Annotated in this window: 18 protein-coding genes and 1 pseudogene; 10 read left to right on the top strand and 9 right to left on the bottom strand. The window is 45.8% G+C overall.

The window, feature by feature from the left end; all coding sequences use genetic code 11:
- Positions 1–8 precede the first annotated feature (8 nt).
- Entirely contained in the window at positions 9–1,373 is a 1,365-nt protein-coding gene (locus QUB06_RS01055; RefSeq protein ID WP_333433858.1) for an MFS transporter, read from the bottom strand.
- Between the two features lie 128 nt (positions 1,374–1,501).
- Complete coding sequence (locus QUB06_RS01060) at positions 1,502–3,571, bottom strand: Eco57I restriction-modification methylase domain-containing protein (protein WP_333433859.1); 2,070 nt, start codon at positions 3,569–3,571, stop codon at positions 1,502–1,504.
- Positions 3,572–3,699: 128 nt separating this feature from the next.
- Here QUB06_RS01060 and QUB06_RS01065 point away from each other — a divergent pair, with 128 nt between their 5' ends.
- The 6 genes and pseudogenes from QUB06_RS01065 (at position 3,700) to QUB06_RS01090 (ending at position 8,425) form a co-directional block, all read left to right on the top strand.
- The gene (locus QUB06_RS01065; RefSeq protein ID WP_333433860.1) at positions 3,700–3,942 is read left to right on the top strand and encodes a CopG family transcriptional regulator; all 243 of its coding nucleotides are present in this window, start codon (positions 3,700–3,702) and stop codon (positions 3,940–3,942) included.
- Position 3,943: 1 nt separating this feature from the next.
- Positions 3,944–4,213 carry a type II toxin-antitoxin system RelE/ParE family toxin gene (locus tag QUB06_RS01070; protein ID WP_333433861.1) on the top strand — a complete coding sequence of 90 codons (270 nt, stop codon included), beginning with the start codon at positions 3,944–3,946 and terminating at the stop codon, positions 4,211–4,213.
- Between the two features lie 197 nt (positions 4,214–4,410).
- Positions 4,411–5,778 (top strand): AAA family ATPase, encoded by a 1,368-nt coding sequence (locus QUB06_RS01075; RefSeq protein ID WP_333433862.1) that lies wholly within the window; start codon positions 4,411–4,413, stop codon positions 5,776–5,778.
- On the top strand, positions 5,771–6,553 hold the full coding sequence (locus QUB06_RS01080) for a hypothetical protein (protein ID WP_333433863.1): 783 nt from the start codon (positions 5,771–5,773) through the stop codon (positions 6,551–6,553). Before QUB06_RS01075 ends, QUB06_RS01080 begins: the two co-directional genes overlap by 8 nt.
- Before the next feature lie 4 nt (positions 6,554–6,557).
- Positions 6,558–6,698: pseudogene (locus tag QUB06_RS01085) on the top strand (alpha-E domain-containing protein); the annotation flags it as partial.
- Positions 6,699–6,790: 92 nt separating this feature from the next.
- The gene (locus QUB06_RS01090) at positions 6,791–8,425 is read left to right on the top strand and encodes a family 10 glycosylhydrolase (RefSeq protein WP_333433864.1); all 1,635 of its coding nucleotides are present in this window, start codon (positions 6,791–6,793) and stop codon (positions 8,423–8,425) included.
- A 228-nt stretch (positions 8,426–8,653) separates the two neighbouring features.
- On the opposite strand, the gene QUB06_RS01095 is transcribed toward QUB06_RS01090, so the two are convergent.
- From QUB06_RS01095 to dusB, 3 genes are all read right to left on the bottom strand, one after another.
- Positions 8,654–9,304 (bottom strand): NAD(P)H-dependent oxidoreductase, encoded by a 651-nt coding sequence (locus QUB06_RS01095; protein ID WP_333433865.1) that lies wholly within the window; start codon positions 9,302–9,304, stop codon positions 8,654–8,656.
- 160 nt (positions 9,305–9,464) lie between these two features.
- Positions 9,465–10,385 carry an ornithine carbamoyltransferase gene (gene argF / locus QUB06_RS01100; protein ID WP_190693579.1) on the bottom strand — a complete coding sequence of 307 codons (921 nt, stop codon included), beginning with the start codon at positions 10,383–10,385 and terminating at the stop codon, positions 9,465–9,467.
- Between the two features lie 99 nt (positions 10,386–10,484).
- Complete coding sequence (gene dusB, locus QUB06_RS01105) at positions 10,485–11,495, bottom strand: tRNA dihydrouridine synthase DusB (RefSeq protein WP_333227082.1); 1,011 nt, start codon at positions 11,493–11,495, stop codon at positions 10,485–10,487.
- A gap of 463 nt (positions 11,496–11,958) precedes the next feature.
- Here dusB and QUB06_RS01110 point away from each other — a divergent pair, with 463 nt between their 5' ends.
- From QUB06_RS01110 to QUB06_RS01120, 3 genes are all read left to right on the top strand, one after another.
- Positions 11,959–13,551 (top strand): glucose-6-phosphate isomerase, encoded by a 1,593-nt coding sequence (locus QUB06_RS01110; protein ID WP_333433866.1) that lies wholly within the window; start codon positions 11,959–11,961, stop codon positions 13,549–13,551.
- Positions 13,552–13,623: 72 nt separating this feature from the next.
- Positions 13,624–14,334 (top strand): response regulator transcription factor, encoded by a 711-nt coding sequence (locus QUB06_RS01115; protein WP_333433867.1) that lies wholly within the window; start codon positions 13,624–13,626, stop codon positions 14,332–14,334.
- Between the two features lie 58 nt (positions 14,335–14,392).
- Positions 14,393–15,793, top strand: a complete 1,401-nt coding sequence (locus QUB06_RS01120; RefSeq protein WP_333433868.1) for a hypothetical protein — start codon at positions 14,393–14,395, stop codon at positions 15,791–15,793.
- Between the two features lies 1 nt (position 15,794).
- Here QUB06_RS01120 and QUB06_RS01125 read toward each other — a convergent pair whose 3' ends face one another.
- The 4 genes from QUB06_RS01125 to murC form a co-directional block, all read right to left on the bottom strand.
- On the bottom strand, positions 15,795–16,298 hold the full coding sequence (locus QUB06_RS01125; protein WP_333433869.1) for a low molecular weight protein-tyrosine-phosphatase: 504 nt from the start codon (positions 16,296–16,298) through the stop codon (positions 15,795–15,797).
- A gap of 180 nt (positions 16,299–16,478) precedes the next feature.
- A complete protein-coding gene (locus QUB06_RS01130) occupies positions 16,479–16,829 on the bottom strand; it encodes a YbaB/EbfC family nucleoid-associated protein (protein ID WP_190742781.1) in 351 nt (116 codons plus the stop codon).
- A 62-nt stretch (positions 16,830–16,891) separates the two neighbouring features.
- Positions 16,892–17,848, bottom strand: coding sequence for a UDP-N-acetylmuramate dehydrogenase (gene murB / locus QUB06_RS01135; protein ID WP_333433870.1), 957 nt, complete (start codon positions 17,846–17,848; stop codon positions 16,892–16,894).
- A 150-nt stretch (positions 17,849–17,998) separates the two neighbouring features.
- Positions 17,999–19,555: a UDP-N-acetylmuramate--L-alanine ligase gene (gene murC, locus QUB06_RS01140; RefSeq protein ID WP_333433871.1), complete on the bottom strand. Its 1,557-nt coding sequence runs from the start codon at positions 19,553–19,555 to the stop codon at positions 17,999–18,001.
- A 959-nt stretch (positions 19,556–20,514) separates the two neighbouring features.
- Between murC and nadD the strand changes: the two genes are divergently transcribed.
- Entirely contained in the window at positions 20,515–21,231 is a 717-nt protein-coding gene (nadD, locus tag QUB06_RS01145) for a nicotinate (nicotinamide) nucleotide adenylyltransferase (protein WP_333433872.1), read from the top strand.
- Positions 21,232–21,300 lie beyond the last annotated feature (69 nt).

A 21,300-nucleotide genomic window follows, 5' to 3' on the forward strand; every position in this document is an offset into this window, starting at 1 on the left:
AGGTTCGTTCACTCGAAATCGTCAAGTCCAGGTCTGGGCATGGATGCTAATTTTTTCTCATCTTCTAGGGGCAGAAAGAAAATGGTCAGCATACCGGGAATCACAGCCAGCGCGCTCATCAAAAAATAATTTTGATAGCCGAGACTCGCCTGCAAGTAGCCGCTAAAAACACCCGGAATCAGCACTCCAGCGGCCATAAAAGCCGTTGTAATTGCATAGTGGGATGCTTCGTATTCAGGGCGGACAGTCCGCATCAAGAACACTGTATAGGCAGCTACGCCAAGTCCGTAAGTAAATTGCTCGATCGAGTTTACAGCATAAGCCCATTCAATTCCCGGCTGATTGATTGCCAACAGCCAATACAGCACGTTAGTTGAATTTTGCAGAATTGCCGTCGGCCACATCCATTTTTTCAATCCTTGTTTTGCAATTAAATAGCCCCCCAGCAAACCTCCAATTAACAGAAACATTACCCCGATCGTACCCGATAACAGACCCATGTCCGATGTAGAAACTGCTAATCCTCCTTCCTCCACTTTATCCATTAAAAATGGCGGAGCCATTTTAAACGTCAAGGCATCGCCCAAGCGAAAAATCAAGACGTAAGCCACAATCCATCCTATTTGATCTTGCTGAAAATAAGTTTTGAATGCTTCGATAAAGCTGGTTCTTTGTTGAGGAGTGTCGGATTCCAGATCGTAATTGCGAGGATAGGGAAGATACCACCGCTGAAAAAGATATATCAGCACAAACATAATCGCACAAATGCCAAAGGCTGTCGCCCATCCGTAGTTAAGCGCAGACACGCTAAAATCCGAACCGAAAAGTGACAGCGGAATGTTTTGATATATTTTGGTGTCGCCTGTATTTCCGGTGACTAAATGCTGTTCGGCGAGTTTCCCCGCTAAGAACACCAATACACCGCTACCCGCAATGACAGCACCTCTATAAGCCGTGTTGCGAACCCCGACAAACAAAGCTTGCTGGTCTTTATTGAGAGTGTTTAAATAAAATCCGTCAATGGCGATGTCGTGAGTAGCTGACACAAAGGCGATCGCCGTAAAGATCACAAGTGATATAATAATCGGTGCCGGTGTCAATACACCAAAAGCTAGGAAAGCAAACAGAAAAGCACAAATGATTTCGGTTGTTAAAATCCATTTGCGTTTGGTTGAATACAAATCAACTACCGGGCCCCACAAACCTTTTAACACCCAAGGAAAAGACAAAAGACTTGTCAATCCGATCAATTCGTTGCTGGTTCCCATACCTTTCAAAAAAATCACCGACATTAAATTAACGACGGTGTAAGGGAGACCTTGAGCGAAGTATAATACTGATACCCACAATCCAGCGTTATGCTTTTTTTCCATTGCAGAGATATTTTACCTAGTTACTTATTTGATTTACTGAGTGCGATCGACAATTCCGGTCAATTCAACCCCTGGCATCACAGTATATGCCATTCCGATGCCAGCGGCAGCCATATAAATAGTGCATTTTAGCATCCTTTTGACTCAAAAATATTTATATTTTTGGAATAACCCTGCAAAAATTTTTCTCCGTTAATATGAACGAGGTAAGCGCGAACATTTTTTTCCCAGTCAGAAGTTTCATAAGTTCGCAGCAGTTCCAAAGCACTTTCTTCTATCTGATATGTCGTTCTTGGACTATTCACCTGACGTTCGGGACTGTCAGAATTAACAACAATTAAACCTGCATCTAGAAACTGATGCACAGTCGGGCGGCGCACAGTTTCCCGCGTATTTGGTGCATATTTTTTACCGTACTGCTGCTCCATAAATTCCATAATGGGTGTGATTCCCCGAAGTGGAGATTTTGCCAATTCCCAAGCATCCTTTGGCTTGAGGTCAAGCAAAGCCAGAAGGGTTAAGGCGGAACCTTCGTTAAGCTGACCTTTTGGAAAACCCAGCGCTGCAAGTATTTCTAGAGATTCATCAATACGGTTCTTGATGGTCATTGGGCTATTTTCTAACGGATTTGTCGCGTTAAGCAGTTGTGTCTCGACAAGTCGATCGATCTCCCGCTGTCTAGGAAATATTTCTCCTATTTGAGCGCCAAGTAAAAGTAATTGCTCTACAGTAGGATACTTCAAATTGCGTAAATCCGTAGCATTAACTTGAGTGTGTCCGTTGAACAGTCGGAAAAACGCATCTACCAAACTCGAATTTAGATAAACAGCCAATCCCCGCGCCAGGGTGAGGTCTAATCCGCGTCCCTGTTGGTGAAAGTAATTCAAATGGTTCTCAAAACCAACGCTAGAACTATTAATTTTATTGGCATCCCAGACAACTGCAACAATTCGCTTTTTCTCTTCCTTTGACGAGAAGCGCTTGCTCAAAACATAATGTTCGTTAGGTACGAGGAGTGCAGCAGTTTTTTCGGTGACAGCTAAAGCTTGATGCTTTCTCGTTGCTGTGGGATATTCAACACCGCCAGCCGAGAAGTGGGCGGGATAAATCAGCGGAACTGTACCGTTTTCCAGTTCTAGCCGCAAGTCAGAGCGAACACGAAAATCTACAACTTTTCCGGTAGAAACTGTTAAACCTAATTCCTCTAGGGTGCAAGTAAATTGAGCCATTTGCTCGACTACTTTCTGGCTGACAGAATCCGGTAAAATCCGAATAAATTGCTCGGAATCATTGGGATTAATTAGGGCGGTATAGGGCAGTTGGTGAGACAAAACCAGGTCGTCGCCCACGCTGCTGCTTGAGGTAATTAGTACAGTATCTGGCTGTTCTATTTGTTTGGTGGCGCGCACAATAATAGTTTCTTGCAGCACCGCATCATCGCGAAATGGCAACTGTCGGGATTCAAAGATGTGTACTTGGCGCAAAGCCATCATTTGAAGGAATACTTTGCGGAAGTCTCGAAAGTATAAACCGTTGCAAAAGCTGCGGGGAGTAATCGACACTAATTCACCCTTTGGTTTGAGGAGGTGAGCGGCAGCAACTGTGAAGCCAGCGTAGAGATTGCTGGTTTCTAGTCCTATAGAACGCAGCAAGGTTCGGGCTTGGGATTTAGCGTCTATTTTGGCATAGGGAGGATTGATAATTGCATGGGTAAATTCCCGTTTTACTGGTTGTGTAAATAGATTGGGCTGCAACATATCGGCGCTGTCTTGAATAAAATCTATTTCGCGAACCTCACAGGTAAAAGATATCCCAAAACGCTGACATTCTATACTGCACAATTCTAAAGTTTGCTTGAGGTATTCAATCAAAATAAGGTCAATTTCATAAGCTGTAACGTGCAGGCTGTGCGGTTTGTTTGGGCGCTGAGAAAGCTCGCAAACAACGGCTGCTAACAGGGAACCAATTCCTGCACCGGCATCTAAAAGCGATATATCGGGACAGTTAAATTCAAACATTCCCGCCATCAAACTTGCGACTGAGGAAGGTGTTAAAAATTGTCCTTTTTCTCCTCTCTGGCTTTGCTGCAACTTTCGGGTTGCTTCTTGGCGCCAGCTATCTACTCGATCGAGTAAATTGCTTGCAGTTGAGTAGCTGTTACCCGGAAGGGCTAGGGTTTGAAAGTGCGGTAGTATCATTTGTTCAAAAAGTGCGTTAGCGAAGCCCTCGAAGAGGATCGCGAGTTCAGTTTATTTTCCCCAAAATAGGAATCTATACGCTATCATAGTACCAGTTTACTCTCTTCCCATAACCGCAAAGGGCAGCCATGAGTCAAGAAAGTTTTACATTTCTCCTTGATAGCGAAAAAAAAGAGGCGCTGAAGGCGATCGCTACTGTCACCGATCGCGATTTAACTTATGTTTTGAACGAAGCGATCGCTTCTTACCTGGACATCTATCAATGGCTGCTTGATGAGATTAATAAAGGCGTTGCCGAGGCCGAAGCTGGAGACTTTGCCAGCGATGATGAAGTCCAAGTAGTTGTTGCCAAGTTGACTAATAAAAATTAAGTTGCTGCGACAAGCTTTGGGAAATCTAGAACAGGCTCACGCATATATTGTCAAAGACGATCCAGAGGCAGCAAGCCAATTAATTTTAAGGATTCAGAGTGCTGTATGTCAACTCGCCGAGTTTCCTTTTATGGGTAGAGTTGGTCGCCCAGAAGCTACTAGAGAACTTGTCATTTCCAATACCTCTTATCTCATCATCTATCGAGTAAAAGAAGAAAGCGTAGAAATTCTCCGTATCCTTCACTGTTCAAGAAATTATCCAGAAAATTAGGTGATGTTACCGAGCGCGAGTTTAGTTTATTTTCGCCCAAAATTGCACCGATGTGCAAAAATGTCAAGCGCACTATAAAATATATAAGTTATCCCAAAGTATGTTGACTGTTCATATAGCTAGATCGGGAGGTAGCTAACGATGACACAAACTGAAACCAAGCGTTATGATTTTACTTAAGTATCTAGGTGTAAGTTATGACAACTATCAACTGGAATGAAGTTTTAGATAGTATTTCAGAGAATGCAGAAGAGCCAGAAGTCGAAGATCGATTTGTCAAACGCCTTCTAAATGCACTTGGATTCAGCTCTGATGAGTGGGTACAACAGTTTAAAACAGGGAAGGGTTCGGCTGATTTTGCTGCTCGCAAGAATCACGATGAGGATAAATTGTCAGTTTCTAAGATTAACCCCTACTTAATCATTGAAGTTAAAGGGAGAGTATCAGGAAAGTCAATCAATAACTTAGCAGAAGGTACTCCCACCTACAAAAAAGCTAAAGAACAGATAACACGTTATCTTCTTGATCCTAAGTGCCCAACATCTCAATGGGGTATGATCACTAACTCAACAGATATCCAGCTATTCCGTAAACATGGTAAAATCGTATTGCCTGCTACTGACTGCATGAGGATAACCAAAGATAATATCATTGAGATTATTACTCGACTTAAGAAATTGCTGGAAAATCCACCCCAAGCTTTAACAATTTGCATCTATAATGATAAGGGAGGCGTGGGAAAAACTACAACGACAATCAACTTGGCTGCGATTCTTCGACAACAGCAGAAAAAAGTGCTTGTTGTTGACTTCGATCCACAACAAGGAGATTTAACAGATTCATTAGGCTTACAGGAGGGAAAAGTCAAACTATCTGATTGCCTGCGTAAGACAGCACTTAATGTTAAAGAAACTATTCAAACATTTAATCTGAAGAATAAAGCAGGTCAATTAGTTAAGGTGTTTGATGTCATCCCCTCTGATTCAGGATTATCGAAGTTCATGAGTTATGAGGAGGAAGCAAAAATTGAGAAAGGTTCAGCAAGGCTGCGAGATTTGCTTGATATTTTTGTTCGTGATTATGATTACATCTTAATTGATGCGCCTACGAACTGGACTTTTTTTAGTAAAAGCTGTGTGAGAGCTTCCGATGTAATCCTCATGCCAACAGAACACAATAACTTTTCATCTTTAAAAAATGCTGCTAAAGTGATTAAAGGATTCTTACCTGAAGTTAAGAAGCTTAGGCAAGACGGTGGCCCTATTGCCTTGCCGATATTTTTCAATAAACATAAAGAAACTGAGGCATCAATCAAAAGAGCAAATGCAGAAATTAAAGCAATTCTTACACTGAAGAAAGGAGAGAATTATATTCTTGATCCTAATTTGTTACCCTATTATTGGCCTAACTCTACAAAAACGGTGATTGACACAACTATATTCAGTGTTCCAGAATATGAAGTTGTTTCAAGTGCAGCTTTTTCTCGAAAACCAGCGGTGTTTCAACACAAAAAAGCCGCTGAATATTACTTAAAATTAGCTAGGGAGTATTTCTTGTATGAATAATTCAGAAAACATCGGTAAGTTAATGCACTTGGAGTTAGCTAAAATTGAATCAGCAGAATCCTGCTCTGAGTCAGAGTTTATTATTGCCGGAGCAGCCGAAGCCATTTTACAATCGGGTAATCGCAATTGGATTCCGATTATCGTCAAAGAAACAGGCGATTATCAGTATGAAGTTGTGAGCAATAACTTTGTCTATGCTGTTGCTAAACAAGCTCAATTAGAGCGAGCATGGTGCATTGTCATTGACCCAAAACCATCAAATATTGAACAAGCGAAGATTCTAGCGCGAGAAGCAAATCCTACAGTCAATCTGAGTACAGCATCAAAAGATACTATTATAGCTGTACTTAAATACTTAGTTAAAGAGCATAATTGGAAGAATGTAAAACCAATTGAAACTGCCATTAAAATTGTAGATTCTAACCGCGAGCAATGGTCAGATTTCACCCCTCTGACTAAGTTACAATGTGGTTTGACGAAAGCGAGATTAGATTTTATTGCTAAAGTATTTTCTATATCACCGCCACCACCGCCGCCGCCACCGCCTGAAGCAGTCAGCGTGAAACGTGCATCAAGAGATGAGATTTTCGATCGTCTCAATTACTTATCAACTAATAAAATAGGCGGCTTTGAAAATATTGATGCCGAAAAAACTGCCGATGCTATCTTCACCGCGAATAAAGGCAAGTGGAAAAGCCTAACTCCTATTTCCAAACTTGAATGTGGCATTGATACAGCCAAAATTAAAATCATTAAAACCCTATTTAGCCTGTAAAACTATGTTAAGTGGTGTAGCGGATTCAATTTACTGGCTCAACCGCTATATTGAAAGATCGGAAAATATCGCCCATTTTGCCCAGGTGAATTTTAATCTCATTCTCGACTCTCCCAGCGGTATTACTCAACTATTTACCGATCTGCCCAATAAATGTACCATTGTGCGAAAATGTCAAGCGGACGCTCAAACCAAAAGTCCGTAAAGGACTGTTAAACGCTCTCTCACACATTTCTGATGCGAAATACCAAAACATTCTTTTTGTCAAGCTTGTTCCTGATTGGCTTAACAATTAGTTTTCTGCTGACTCCTGGTTGGTTCTCCAACTTCCCATCCCGCGCGATCCTCTTCGAGGGCTTCGCTAACGCAACTATGCCCCCGCAAACCCAAACCGCCGAATTTCGGGCCTTCTGGGTGGACGCCTTCAACCCCGGCTTCAAAACCCCTCAAGAAGTCACAAAATTGATCGCAGACGCGCAGCGGGCAAATGCCAACGCGATCGTCGCCCAAGTCCGCCGCCGCGGCGATGCTTTTTACACGAGTGCGATCGAACCCCGCACCCTCGATCCCAACGTTCCCCCCGGTTTCGATCCCCTGCAAGATTTGATTGATAAAGCCCACGCTGCGGGCATTGAAGTACACGCTTGGATGGTGACGCTGCCGGTGGTTTCGGGCGCCAAACTTCCCGCCGGTCACGTTTGGCAACAACACGGGCCTTCTGCCCCAGGAAATGACAATTGGGCGATGCTGACTTACGGGGGGGAATCACCCGGTTTCCTCGATCCCGGCCATCCAGACGCCGTAGATTATACTGTTTCCGTCTATTTGGACTTGATCAAGCGCTACGATGTGGACGGCGTACAGTTGGATTACGTGCGCTACGGCGGGCCGACTTGGGGCTACAATCCGACTGCGATCGCCCGTTTCAATCAGCAAACAGGTCGATCGGGCAAACCCGCACCCACCGATCCCGCGTGGATGCAGTGGCGGCGCGACCAGGTGACAAATTTAGTCCGGAAGCTTTATGTAGAAAGCCTTGCGATTAAACCGCGCGTTAAAATTACCGCCGCCACGATCGCCTGGGGAGACGGCCCGCAAAACGATGCAGGGTGGTATCAAACGCAGCCTTACAAAGAAGTATTGCAGGATTGGCGCGCTTGGCTGGAAGAAGGGATCATAGACATGGCGATGCCGATGACTTACCAGCGCGAGTACAAACGATCGCAAAAACTCGCTTATGACCGCTGGATCGAGTTCGCCAAAGACCACCAGTACAACCGCCAAATTGCGATCGGCCCGGGCAATTACCTCAACTACATCGAAGATACCCTAGCGCAGGTACGCCGCGCCGAACAGCCTTCTGCGAAAGGAAATCACGTAGCGGGTACGGTGCTTTATTCCTACGCTAGCAGCAACGTGTACACGAATGTGGAATTGCGATCGGGCGGTAGCGGTGATTTGCCCCGCCAGCCTTGGAAATACGTTCCCCAAAGCAACGATTTGTTTTACACCGCGCTGTCGCAGCCGAGTCAATACGTTGACGCTGCGACGGGCAAAACCTATGAAACTCAGCCTGTGTGGGCGACAGCAGCAGCCGTTCCCGATATGCCTTGGAAGTCGCGGCCGACTACAGGTGCGATCGCCGGAAATTTGCAGCAGTGCACTCAAACTTGCGACGGTGCGAGCTTGACATTGCAGTCGATCGATGCTGCTGCTAAGGTGCGTCAACTGCGCGCCGATGGTAAAGGATGGTTTGGGGCGATCGAGCTTTCTCCGGGAACTTATCAGTTAAAGGTTGATAGCAGTCAGATTCAACAAACTGTTAATGTTGTCGCAGGTGAAGTCACAAAAGTGAATTTCGGAGCCTCTTAATATCTTTTTAGGGTGCGCCGAGGTGCGCTATTGCGATCGACTTACAGCGTATCCCGGGTTTATAGAACCCATGTAGGATCTTTTTGTTGTCTCACAAGCCTTTGAGGTATCTAGGTTGTATCTGGTTTGATGCCTGTTAGCTTAAAGTCCTGACTCTGGTATTAAATCCTCTGGTAAAACGATCCCCTCAAAACCATATAGTTCGCTCAAGAAGATACCAAATGGGTTCTATAAAGTTTCTAAGATTTCTGACTTAGGGAATCTTACTTTTGCGAGTGAAGCATACTTATCTGCTTCAGAGCGATAGCCAGCCGCACAAGCTACGACGGTAGTAAAGCCTTTTGCAGAAAGACCCAACAGGCGATCGTAATTGACAGGTTCAATTCCTTCCATTGGACAGGTGTCAACACCAAGCAATGCAGCACAGGTCATAAAGTTGCCCAGTGCAATATAAGTTTGGCGCGTTGACCACTCATTGATATGAAAACTGCGACCACCATCAACCAAGTCACTGACGATTAGACTCCGATATCCTGCCATTGCCTCTACAGTCCCGCCCCGCACCTCGGCAGTGCGGGCCATAAAGCGATCGACATCCTCGGCAGTGAGATTCTTTTTAATCGCGAAAACGACATAATGAGAGCAATCAGTAACCTGTGACTGATTCCAGGAGAGGGGCTTGAGCTGTTCTTTAAGTTCCGAGCTGGTAATAATCAGAAATTTCCAAGGTTGAAGCCCATAAGAAGATGGTGTTAACACTAACGCATCTTCTAAAGCTGTCCAGATTTCTGGAGCAATTGTTTTGGCTGGATCGAACTGTTTGGTGGCATATCGCCATTTGAGATTTTCGAGTAAGTCTGTAGTAGTGATGTGATTCATTTCTTTTACTTAAGAGATTGCAATTAATCATGGTTGAAACGGATAATTACAGGCTGGTTGCCAATAATCCTGGTTCAAATGAAATGATAACGGAAGCGGTCTGCAAAAAGTAGCGATCAGGTCGATTTGATCCCCCGACAGACTAATTTTTAGCTAATTCCTAATCGCTTTCCAGAATGCTTGCGAGCAAAGCTTGCTGAGCGTGCATCCGATTTTCTGCTTGATCCCAAACGCGCGATTGACTGCCTTCAATCACTGCATCGGTAATCTCTTCATCCCGGTGTGCGGGCAAACAGTGCAATACAATTGCATTCTTATCTGCTAATTTCAGCAATTGTTCATTTACCTGATATGGCTTAAACAAAGGAATCCTGATTTTTGCTTCCTCTTCCTGTCCCATACTCGCCCAAACATCAGTATAAATCACTTGAGCATTCTTCACCGCAGCTTCTGCGTCCGCCGTCACAGTAACTTCTGTTTTTCCATTAGCAATATTCTTAGCTTTTTCCACTATCTCAGCATTCGGCTGGAAATCTTGAGGGCAAGCAATTCTGACATTCATTCCCGTCATTGCACAGCCCAACATCAGCGAATTTGCCATATTATTGCCATCGCCCAAGTAAGTCAAAGTCACCCCTTCCAACTTGCCAAAACACTCTTTTACTGTCATTAAATCCGCTAGCACTTGACATGGGTGTTCGTCATCTGTCAGCGCATTAATCACAGGAATTTTGGCATAATTGGCAAAAGTTGCTAAGTCCTTTTGCTCGAAAGTCCGAATCGCCAAAATGTCTAAATATCTGTCTAAAACCCTGGCTGTATCTACCAAAGGTTCACCGCGGCTGACTTGTGTAACGTTGGGATTGAGGTCAATCACTTGCCCTCCCAATTTATACATTGCTACCGTAAAACTTACCCGCGTTCGCGTTGAAGCTTTGGAAAATAACAAGCCGAGAACTTTATTGCGTTTCAGCTTGACCATTCCCGATTTTAAACTGGCTGCTAGATCCAGCAAATAATTTAATTCATCTATGCTTAAATCTGCCAGACTTAATAAATCTCGCCCTTTTAATGAATCCATGCTTTCCCCCACACACAAATTTTTAACTGTGTCTTAAATCTTAGCCCGCAGAGGTGGCTTTTGTTTCTGTAATCCCTAGTTGACATCTGCGGGTAAGGTTTATGCGGGCAATTGCTCGATCGCGCGATCGATCGAATCGCAACCTTGTTCAACCGTTTCTACCACAGCTAACACGCCCCGCAATTCCCCAGCGCCGGGGAAACCCTTAGCATACCAGGTTAAGTGCTTGCGCGCTTGGCAGACACCGCTTTCACCTTTATATTCCCACAAAGCCCGCAAATGTTCCTTAGCACATTCGAGACGTTCAATTGGTGTCGGAGCTATCTTTTCCACACCAGTTTTCAAGAAATAATCAACTTCTCCCACCAAAAAAGGATAGCCCAAAGTTCCCCGCGAACACATCACTCCATCGGCGCCAGTTTCTTCCAGACATCGCATCGCTGCTTCCACAGAAAAAATATCCCCGTTAGCAATAACTGGAATCGATAAAACTTCTTTAACTCGGCGAATCCACTCCCATTTTGCCGGGCCAGTGTAACCTTGCGATCGAGTGCGGCCGTGCACGGTAATCATTTTTGCTCCCGCATCTTCCATCCGCTTCGCAAATTCCAAAATATTAATTTCTTTGTCAGTCCAACCAATCCTAGTTTTCACCGTGACAGGAACATCTACCGCTTCCACAACAGCCCGCACAATTGCCTCGGCAGTTTCCGGGTCTCGCAGCAGGGAAGAACCGCCGCCGTTTTTAGTAATTTTGTTAACCGGACAGCCCATATTAATATCAACTGTATCCGCTCCTTCTGCCACTGCTTTCTGCGCCGCTTCTGCCAAGAAATCCGGCCGGCAGTCAAACAATTGAATGCTAATCGGGCGCTCGTTCGGGTCAACTTCCATAATTCTCGGCAGTTGCTTCACGTAGTGCAAACCCGTAGCGTTCACCATTTCCGTGTACATCATCGAATCCGGCGCGTAGCGGCGCACCAGGCGGCGAAATACCAAATCGGTAACGCCGGATAAGGGCGATTGCAGGACGCGGCTTTTAACTTCAAAATCGCCGATTTTGAGCGGAGTTGCTAACCTTTCTTTTAATTCGGGAGATAGAGTAAGCATAGTCGATCGCACTTTAATTTTAATATCTGTATATTATACTACACTTCAGATACTTGACAGTTGTTAATTATATTTTTAGCCGATTATTGAGTGGCAGCTAAAAGTATATTTAACCTGACCGCAATGCCTATTTTACACATCCAGATCGCCCTAATTTGAATATTGTGAAATCAGGGCCCAAAGGCCAACGCCGACCACAGTTAAATCTTTGTGCCGCTTCGATCTATCTATGGGGTGTGACCATTAATGAGGGATCTACCTACTAAGAGTGTTGCCCCAGTCATATTTTTATTGTTTAATTCTGCCGAATGCTCTGCCTGCCTTCGGCTCCGGCTGCCTTCAGACGACTAATGCTTAAATTTATTGGGATTGTGCAAAAGCCGTACATCAGATCGTTTTAAACTACAATTGGTTGATTCCTGACGACGCCGATCGAACATTAAAAAAATTGTAGAGAATTCCTATGGACGCCGCAGCACTCTGGCAACGCTATCAAGACTGGCTTTACTATCACGAGGGATTGGGACTTTACCTCGATATCAGCCGCATGGGATTCGACGACGCTTTCGCAGCAGCACTGAAGCCCAAATTTGACAAAGCTTTCAAAGACATGGCAGCTTTAGAAGCAGGTGCGATCGCCAATCCCGACGAAAACCGGATGGTGGGCCACTACTGGCTGCGAAACCCCGATTTAGCTCCCACTCCAGAATTAAAACAAGAAATAGTCGAAGGCATATCACAAGTCGAAGCATTTGTCAAGAAAGTTCAAAACCGCGATATTAAACCGCCCTTTGCTCCGCAATTTACCGACATAATTTCGATCGGCATCGGCGGTTCCGCCCTCGGCCCCCAATTTGTCGCCGAAGCTTTATCCCCAGACATTCCGCCCCTAGCAATACATTTTATCGACAACACAGATCCGGCTGGGATCGATCGCATCCTTAACAAAATCAAAGACAAACTCGCCAGCACCCTAGTAATTACTATCTCCAAATCCGGCGGCACCCCCGAACCCCGCAACGGGATGATCGAAGTTCAAAAAGCCTTCGCCGCCGAAAAACTGGATTTTGCCAAACAAGCAATTGCCATCACCGGAGTTGACAGCCAACTAGACAAATTAGCCAAATCCGAAGGCTGGATTACCACTTTTCCAATGGCAGATTGGGTGGGAGGACGCACTTCCGAATTGTCAGCAGTCGGACTTTTGCCAGCAGCTTTGCAAGGCATCGACATTCGGGCGATGCTCGACGGTGCTAAAGTCATGGACGAAGCTACCAGAACCACCGAAATCAAACATAATCCCGCCGCCTTGTTAGCAATGTCCTGGTATTTTGCTGGCAACGGACGTGGCGAAAAAGATATGGTAGTTTTGCCCTATAAAGATTCACTGCTATTGTTCAGCCGCTACTTGCAGCAATTAGTCATGGAATCGATCGGCAAACAGGAAGATTTAGACGGCAACACAGTTCATCAAGGCATCGCAGTTTACGGCAACAAAGGCACCACCGACCAGCACGCCTACGTCCAGCAACTGCGAGACGGCGTGCCGAATTTCTTCCTAACATTTATCGAAGTTTTGCAAGATAGGCAAGGCATTTCCCCAGAAGTAGAAACAGGCGTCACTTCAGGAGATTATTTGTCGGGTTTGTTGCAGGGAACTCGACAAGCTTTGTACGAAAATCACCGAGATTCCATTACTGTCACAATTCCAGAAGTCAACCCTCGGACAGTAGGAGCATTAATCGCCCTCTACGAAAGAGCCGTAGGTTTTTACGGTTCCTTGGTGAATGTCAATGCCTATCACCAACCGGGCGTCGAAGCAGGCAAAAAAGCGGCCGCTGCTGTATTGGACTTGCAGCAACGGGTACTGCAAGTGCTCAAGGACGCTCAAACACCTCTGTCTGTAGCAGAACTAGCCAAAAAAGCAGGAAGGCCAGAGCAAATCGAGACAATTTACAAAACTCTGCGGCATTTGGCAGCCAACGGGCGCGGCGTAGCTTTGGAGGGCAAATTAGGCCAGCCTGCTACTTTAACAGCAAGTTATAAACAGAATTAAACAGTAGAATTAAAAATTAAAAGTGACTAATTTCACTTTTAATTTTTAAGGTTTAATTTTTAAATTCCCCTCATGCCCTTGACGATTCTGGTTGCTGACGACGATTTCGCGACTCGCTTGTCGATTACCGATTATCTGGAAATTACCGGATACTCTGTAATCCCTGCTGAGAACGGCAAAGAAGCTTTAGGTTTGGTAGAGGAATTTCAGCCCCACTTGATTGTTACCGACATTACAATGCCCCAGATGGATGGCTACGAATTTGTGCGGCGAGTTCGGACTCGTCCCGCTTTCCGCTTGCTGCCGGTGATTTTTTTGACGGAACGCACGAGCACGCAGGAACGGATTCGCGGCTATCAGATGGGGTGCGATAATTATCTGGCTAAACCTTTTGAACTCCCAGAGTTAGGGGCGGTAATTCGCTCTTTGCTCGATCGCTACGCTCTAATCGCTCAGGCACCGTCTCATTCCCCAAAACCCGAACCGACGCCAACAGAGGCACGCAGCAGAGCCAATGACAAGCCAGAATCGGATTTTTTTACTCCAAAGTCAGAAACCGACGCTCGCCCCTCTCCCAGCCAAAATTCTCCGAGTTTGACTCAGCGAGAGCGAGAAGTGCTAGATTTGCTCACAGAAGGTCTTTCTAATATTCAAATAGGCGATCGACTCAACCTCAGCCCTCGAACTATCGAAAAGCACGTCAGCAGCTTGTTCAGAAAAACTGACAGCAACAACCGAGCAGAACTCGTTCGCTTTGCGATGGAACACCATTTAGTCAGATAACCGCCAACGCTCTGGGCAAGAAAATTACCTACACTTACCCTGCTGAATAAATAACATCATGGTCAACAATTACTTAAAAAATCAGAAAATTCTATATGCTGCCGCACTAGCAGCTTCCATAATTTTCTGTATTGCCATGACATCAATGGGAATCACAAAGTATTACAGCGTTTTACAGGGTGGAGACAACTATAACGATTTCCCTACCAGCGGTTTCAGCCTCATCCGACTTACAATTAACGGTTCCTACTTGATAGCAACAGTTACATATATTATCTGGTTAATTCAAAAAAAGCAGACAAGTTCCAACTTTCTAGACATTTGCAAGTATGCAATCCCCTTTCTGGCAATTGCCCTCATAGCTTATCCCCAAAGCAATGACATTTATATGTACTTGCATTACGGAGTGATGAGCTTAAATAAAATCAATACTTACTTGAATACGTCCGATAACTTTGTCTCGATCTTATCCCCGTTCATCCACTGGTTTCAAACTTCCACATACGGCCCCGTTTCTCTGTTATTTTTTTCGGTATCAGCACTTGCAGTACCAATTAGCCCGTTAGTGGGAGTTTATTTTTTTAAGATAATATGTTTATGCGTACATACACTCAATGCTTACTTGATTTGGCAATTACTCAAAAATTCCGAGAACCGCCGCCTGATCACAATGGCATATCTACTCAATCCAATGCTCTTGAACGAGCAGATAGTTAATGCTCATATTGACGTTTTGCTGGCTAATACATTGATTGTTTTAATAGGATGTATTTATTACCAACGTTACGTTTTTGCGATTTTAGCAATTTGGGTGGGTTTTCTAGTAAAAACCTTACCTATAATTTGGTTTCCGTTAGTTTTTGCTTTCCTCTGCAAGCAGCGTCGGTGGAGAGATTTAGCAGCATCAGTCTTGCTTTCTTTATTAATTATAGCGGTGATAACTTATACATTTTTACCAACAGTTTCAGCTTGGAGAAGTCTTTTAAATCCAGGAACCGCCGGGGCGACTGCTCGATCGTTTCACCATGCGATCAATTTATTTCTGAATTTTTGGCCCAATGTAAGTGTTGAAACTAGGGAAAGTATTCTATCATTCCTCAAATATTTTGCGTATTTAAGCTGGATTGTTTACTATGCAGGGACATTAATTAAATCATTATTCCGCAAAAAAGATTCGGAAATAAATTTGGTATCAGATATTGGATGGACGACTCTGACTTTGTTGTTGTTTGCTACACCTTGGCTAATGCCTTGGTATCCATCTATTTTGCTGCCAATTGCTGCTTTGAGTATCAATTCTCCCCATTTGGTCTTGACAAGTTTCACTTTTTCTTTGTCACCCAGTATCATCTTGGGAGGAGGAGCGGGAACAACTGTGATATCCCTAGTTACGAGTTTTGTTAGCGTTGTCCCCCCTACAGCATTGCTAATATTCGGGCGGAAAAAGACACTTTTTTAATTTAAATTGATTGCTGGCCACCAACCCTTAAGCCTTCCTGACTGACAACGTACTCCAACAAACCCGCTTGAGCATCGTGCAGCAAATCAATTACTCGATCGAATCCCTCCGGGCCGCCGTAGTAAGGATCTGGCACTTCTTTAAGGTCGTATTTCTGGCAAAAATCGCACATCAGCCGCACTTTATCTTTATACTTTCCCGTAGTATCCAGGGCAAGAATATTGCGATAATTGTCGCGATCCATAGCCAGAATCAAATCAAAATTTTCAAAATCTTTCTTGGTAAATTGGCGGGCTTCGCCTAGCAATTCAATGTCTCGCTTCCTCGCCGCCAATGCCATCCGCCTGTCAGGGGGGCTGCCAATGTGATAGCTAGCAGTTCCGGCAGAATCGCACGTGATGCGATCGCTCAAACCAGCTTGTTCAATTAAGTGATTCATAATATTTTCTGCTGAGGGCGATCGGCAGATATTTCCGAGGCAGACAAACAATAATTTATAAGACATTTAATTGATAATTAGTAATTGGTAATTTTTAATGGGAAGGAAGAAAGAAAATTTTTCCTTTCCCCTTTTTCCCAACGTTTCGTACTTCAGAGAAATCAATCAGTCATTAGCTATAGATTCCTTTTTAAACACCGATAGCTAACAACTAATGACTGATGACTAATGACTGATGACTAATGACTAACCGAAACCGGGCAGATTTAGTCCACCGGTGAGTTCTTCCATTTTTTCCCGCATCGTCATCGTAGACTTAGTGTAAGCATCCTGCATCGCCACCGTGACGAGTTCAGAAACCACATCAGCACCTTCACCGAGGGCATCCGGTGAGATTTCCACGCGGCGGGGTTCTTGGTTGCCACTGAGAAAAACTTTGACCAAGCCGCCGCCGGCAGTTCCCTCAATTTCCATTACATCCAACTCTTCTTGGAGCTTTTTAGCTCCTTCTTGAACCTGCTGAGCTTTTTTGAAAGCTTCAGTCAGTTCTTTCATTTTGCCCAGGCCGAAGCCAAATCCTTGTCCTGATTTTGTCATAACTACTTTGTGATGGTGTGTGGGCTGGCAGTCTGCCGTTTCCGTATTACTTCAATGATGCCTTAGAAGGGAAACTCTCCCAGTATTCTAACTTCTGGCTCCAACAACAGCGACCACCGCTGCTCGACTTGTTGTTGAACGTGGCGGATCACTTGAAAAATATCATTGGCCGTTGCCGACCCGCAGTTAAGAATAAAATTAGCATGGCGCTGAGCCACTTGTGCGCCGCCGATCTGATATCCCTTCAGTCCCGCTTGTTCGATGAACCAACCTGCCGTCTTGGGGCCGGGGTTGCGGAAGACTGAGCCACAGCTCGGTAAGTGGTAAGGTTGAGTTGTCCGCCGCTGGCTGAAATGGTCATTAGTTTCTGCCATTACTTGCGATCGATCGAATCCCGGCTGCAACTGGAAAGTCGCTTCTGTTACTAGCCGATCGCCCCCTTGCAGCACCGAAGTCCGGTAGCGGTACTCCAACTGTTGGGGAGTCAGAATTTCCACCTTGCCGCCAGGGGATAGGACGCGAGCATTGACCAGAATATCAGCAGTACAGCCTCTGTGAGCGCCTGCATTCATCACCACAGCCCCTCCCACGCTGCCCGGTATGCCGACTGCCCATTCTAGACCTCTCCAGCCCCGTTTAGCGGCCAACCAAGCGAGGCGGGGAATTGACTCCCCCGCCCCCGCTGTAACTTGACCTGTTTCTGGATTAAAATTCACCTGTTTGAGGTAGCGAGTGCCGACGACCAAACCGGACAAACCCCGATCGCTCACCAACAAATTAGAACCGGCACCCAGCAGAGTCACCGGCACCCCCTCATCGTGTGCCCAGGCAAAACTCGCTTGCAAAGCCTCCATACTGCGGGGAGCAACGTACCACTCGGCAGGGCCACCGACTCGGAAGGAAGTCAGGCCCGCCAGCGAAACTTGGGAGTTAATCTTGCAATCAGTTCCCCGCAAAGAAATAGGAGAATACACTCGCCGATTGTCCTTAACAGAGGAGTCATTCGAGATAGTCACCATCTTGAAAATCCTTAAAAATACCTTCGCTCGAAGACGTGGTTTAAAATCCATTTAGCTAACTTATGTCGCCCCTTTGAGCGAGCCGTCCGACAGAAGTTTCGGCACAAAGTGCCATGCCATAATGTCGATCAACTCTACTCAGTTCGCGAGCTAATCCGGGCGATCGGCTTGTTGATAAAAAGCCATAACCTCTGGAATAATCTGATTCAGATTACCAGCGCCCAAAAACAGAGCCAAATCCCCCGGTTGCAGATTTTTGGTTAAAAACTTAGTTACTGACTCTAGGGAAGGCGCAAACTCAACCTCTCGGCCTTCTTTAGCAATCAACTCAGCAACTTGCTGCCCGCTAATCTCTCCTAAATTTGGTTCTCCAGCACTATAAATATCGCAAGCCACAACCAAATCAGCATCCCCAAAAGATTGAGCAAATTCTGGCAAAAATGTCAGAGTCCGGCTGTAACGGTGGGGTTGAAAAATTGCCACCACTCTTCGGGATTTGGGATTTTTTTCGCTACCTTCGATACGCAAGCGAGCCGCCGCCAAGGTAACGCGAATTTCGCTAGGATGGTGGGCGTAGTCGTCCACAAACAGGATGTCATTGTGAAAACCCCGCACCTCAAAACGCCGGCGAGCTCCTTCAAAGCCAGCAATCGCTTTGGCAATCGCCGAAAACTCTAACCCCAACAATCTGCCTACTGCTACCGCAGCTAGTGCATTGCTGAGATTGTGTGTGCCCAGCAACTTCAACTCCATTTCCCCCAGGAAAACTCCTCGCTCCCAAATCCGAGCCTTGGTGCTTTCTGCCCCGTACTCCACGCCCGAAGCCGTGTAGTCAGCACCGCTGTCCGGCTGCAAACTATAACTGACATCAGGCCGAAGGGAGTCTTTGACGATTTGGTCGTCAATGCAGCCCACCAAGGTTTGACAGTTTTGGGCAAACACCTTAAATGTGTCTATTACCTGGTCAAGGGTATCGTAATGGTCTGGATGATCCAGTTCCACGTTCGTTACTATGCCAATTTTGGCCACCAGCTTAACGAGAGAACCGTCGGATTCATCAGCCTCGGCCACTAAGTAGGGGCCTTCCCCCAAACGGGCATTGCCTTCCCAAGCATTTACCTCACCTCCTACTACGATAGTCGGGTCTAGACCCGCAGCCATCAGCATGAATCCGATTAAGCTGCTAGTAGTAGTTTTGCCGTGAGTCCCGGCTACGGCTATGCTTTGGTAATCTTGAATTAACGCTGCCAACACATCCGAGCGATGAAAAATCGGACAGCCCAAATCTAAAGCAGCTCGATATTCGGCATTGGCTGGGTGAATAGCCGTCGAACATACTACTTGAGGCAATCCCGGAATTGCTTGGGCGCTTGAACCTTTGCCGTTCAATTGGATAGCTTTGGCTGTCGCGACAGAAGTCCCTACCGTACCCGCTACTGCCGAGGATACCGCCCTTTCCTGTTGCCCACAGTCGGGACTGCTACCGTTAAGGGCCGTTTGAAATAGTTCAAAATTGCTGGCGTCTTGACTCCAAAAAATATGAGCTCCCATTCCTTGCAAGCGCTCGGTTATGTGACTCGATTTAATGTCGGAGCCGTACACAGGCAACTTGCGTTTAGCTAAAATGTAGGCAAGGGCTGACATCCCAATCCCACCAATGCCGATGAAATGAAATGGTCTACCGCTAAAATCAACAGAACTCGGCATCTTTGCTCCTCACACACCACACCACGCCAATAACACGCGATATCATATCAAGAATTGTTTTTTCAGGATACAGTTCGCTAGAGATTTTGTACAAAATTCTCTGCAGGTCCCTAGATTTGAGGGACTTGTAGAGATGTTTGTCTTGTATCCTATATGACTTAGTACCGAGTAGTTTTCCGGAACAGTCACAGCTCGAAAATTGCAGGTAAGAGAAAACTGGCTCTGGGGTCGGGGCTAATAGACTAATTTTGGGTGGTTGCATACTCCTGCATTCTTTCTATTTCGATCCGCCTGCTGTGCTCGGATACGGCAGCAAAAGCCCCACAACCTTTCTACCAAGATTGAAGGTAAAACCCATAAGGATTTACAAACACTACCACGTATGACAAAATTTCGCTCCTTTTATAGTCATTTATCTAGTCGTACGGTCATTTTTTCTTGAAAGTCAGAGATTGACACGATCGCAGCTATAGTATATATTCTTACTTTATTGTATATATACAAGTTATGCAGTTAGTCGGAATAGTTGAATAGCCATTGAGCAAACCAAATCATGGGCTTGATCGAGAAGCCGATGCACCCTCTTGGCAGTCCTTAAAATTTTTACCACTGCGCTAAGTATATCTACCCTCAAAACTTTTTCGGTCGCCCACAAACGAATGCTTAGGCGGTCGATCGCGCACTCTAAACAAGTTGGGATTAATATTGGCATTAATCATCCAGTCCCGCACCCACTCCGACGCGCAGAACGGGGTTTTTTAAGTCTTATTGAAGGTTTGAACGAATTAAGGGGGTTGAAAAAACCGGTTTCAGCGTCCAGGACGATCGTCGAAACTAGGGTCGTCCTGGGGTTTGTCCCCGATGTAAACCGAGGGTTTTCTAATAAACGAGCTTATGGTTAAAAGTGTATAAACATAAAATTGGGGCGATGTCTGTATTAATCCTGATTTGGGGGAAATATGGCGAAAATAGCGATTTTGGGGGGGACTTTTGACCCGGTTCACTGGGGTCACGTGTTGGTAGCCGAGACGGCTGCGAGTCAATTTGCTCTCGATCGAGTCATTTGGGTACCGGATCGCTCTCCTCCTCACAAAGAGCGCCCGGATTTGGCAAGTTTTGAGCAGCGGCGGGAAATGCTCGCTCTGGCGATCGGCGATCGCCCAGACTTCGTAATTTCGCCGCTGTCGGCCAATCCCAGAGGCAGTTGTTTTGCGATCGACACCCTGCTGTATTTGCAAAAATTGTATCCCGGCGATCATCGCTGGTACTGGATTATTGGTAGCGACGCACTCCTTACTCTCCCCAAATGGCACCGGTGCGGCGAAATTGCCGGGTTGTGCGACTGGTTGGTGGCCCCGCGTCCGAGTCAGGGAGATCGAGAGACAGCAGAAAGCGAGGAGATTGGGGGAGTGTCCGAGTGGGGAGATTGTCCGAGTGGAAAACCCCTCGATTCGGGGGGAGACAGGATGCAGGTTCAGGCAAATGCTGTGGGCCGACGAGTTGCCGAACAAATGGCTCTTTTGGACGTGGAAATTCGCTGGGAGGTGCTTTCCATGCGTGCGATCGAGATTTCGTCGAGCCACATCCGCCGCTGCTGCGCCGAAAGAATCGACCTCCGCTACTTAGTCCCGGAAGTTGTGCGAACTTATATTGCAGCCCATCAGCTTTACCAGTAACCCGTGGCAGAAAGCCCAAGGCCTTGGGCCTTGCAATTTCGGCCTTCTAGAAAAGTTCAAGCTTTTTTG

Origin of the sequence: Microcoleus sp. D2_18a_D3, assembly GCF_036702455.1 — a bacterium.
Taxonomy (GTDB): Bacteria; Cyanobacteriota; Cyanobacteriia; order Cyanobacteriales; family Microcoleaceae; genus Microcoleus.

Coding starts and splice junctions, on each gene's coding strand:
- QUB06_RS01075 (WP_333433862.1), top strand. CDS start 4,411: ATGACAACTATCAACTGGAATGAAGTTTTAGATAGTATTTCAGAGAAT.
- argF (WP_190693579.1), bottom strand. CDS start 10,385: ATGGATTCATTAAAAGGGCGAGATTTATTAAGTCTGGCAGATTTAAGC.
- QUB06_RS01060 (WP_333433859.1), bottom strand. CDS start 3,571: ATGATACTACCGCACTTTCAAACCCTAGCCCTTCCGGGTAACAGCTAC.
- QUB06_RS01120 (WP_333433868.1), top strand. CDS start 14,393: ATGGTCAACAATTACTTAAAAAATCAGAAAATTCTATATGCTGCCGCA.
- QUB06_RS01090 (WP_333433864.1), top strand. CDS start 6,791: ATGCGAAATACCAAAACATTCTTTTTGTCAAGCTTGTTCCTGATTGGC.
- QUB06_RS01055 (WP_333433858.1), bottom strand. CDS start 1,373: ATGGAAAAAAAGCATAACGCTGGATTGTGGGTATCAGTATTATACTTC.
- QUB06_RS01095 (WP_333433865.1), bottom strand. CDS start 9,304: ATGAATCACATCACTACTACAGACTTACTCGAAAATCTCAAATGGCGA.
- QUB06_RS01110 (WP_333433866.1), top strand. CDS start 11,959: ATGGACGCCGCAGCACTCTGGCAACGCTATCAAGACTGGCTTTACTAT.
- QUB06_RS01065 (WP_333433860.1), top strand. CDS start 3,700: ATGAGTCAAGAAAGTTTTACATTTCTCCTTGATAGCGAAAAAAAAGAG.
- QUB06_RS01125 (WP_333433869.1), bottom strand. CDS start 16,298: ATGTCTTATAAATTATTGTTTGTCTGCCTCGGAAATATCTGCCGATCG.
- murC (WP_333433871.1), bottom strand. CDS start 19,555: ATGCCGAGTTCTGTTGATTTTAGCGGTAGACCATTTCATTTCATCGGC.
- nadD (WP_333433872.1), top strand. CDS start 20,515: ATGGCGAAAATAGCGATTTTGGGGGGGACTTTTGACCCGGTTCACTGG.
- QUB06_RS01130 (WP_190742781.1), bottom strand. CDS start 16,829: ATGACAAAATCAGGACAAGGATTTGGCTTCGGCCTGGGCAAAATGAAA.
- QUB06_RS01115 (WP_333433867.1), top strand. CDS start 13,624: ATGCCCTTGACGATTCTGGTTGCTGACGACGATTTCGCGACTCGCTTG.
- dusB (WP_333227082.1), bottom strand. CDS start 11,495: ATGCTTACTCTATCTCCCGAATTAAAAGAAAGGTTAGCAACTCCGCTC.
- murB (WP_333433870.1), bottom strand. CDS start 17,848: ATGGTGACTATCTCGAATGACTCCTCTGTTAAGGACAATCGGCGAGTG.
- QUB06_RS01080 (WP_333433863.1), top strand. CDS start 5,771: ATGAATAATTCAGAAAACATCGGTAAGTTAATGCACTTGGAGTTAGCT.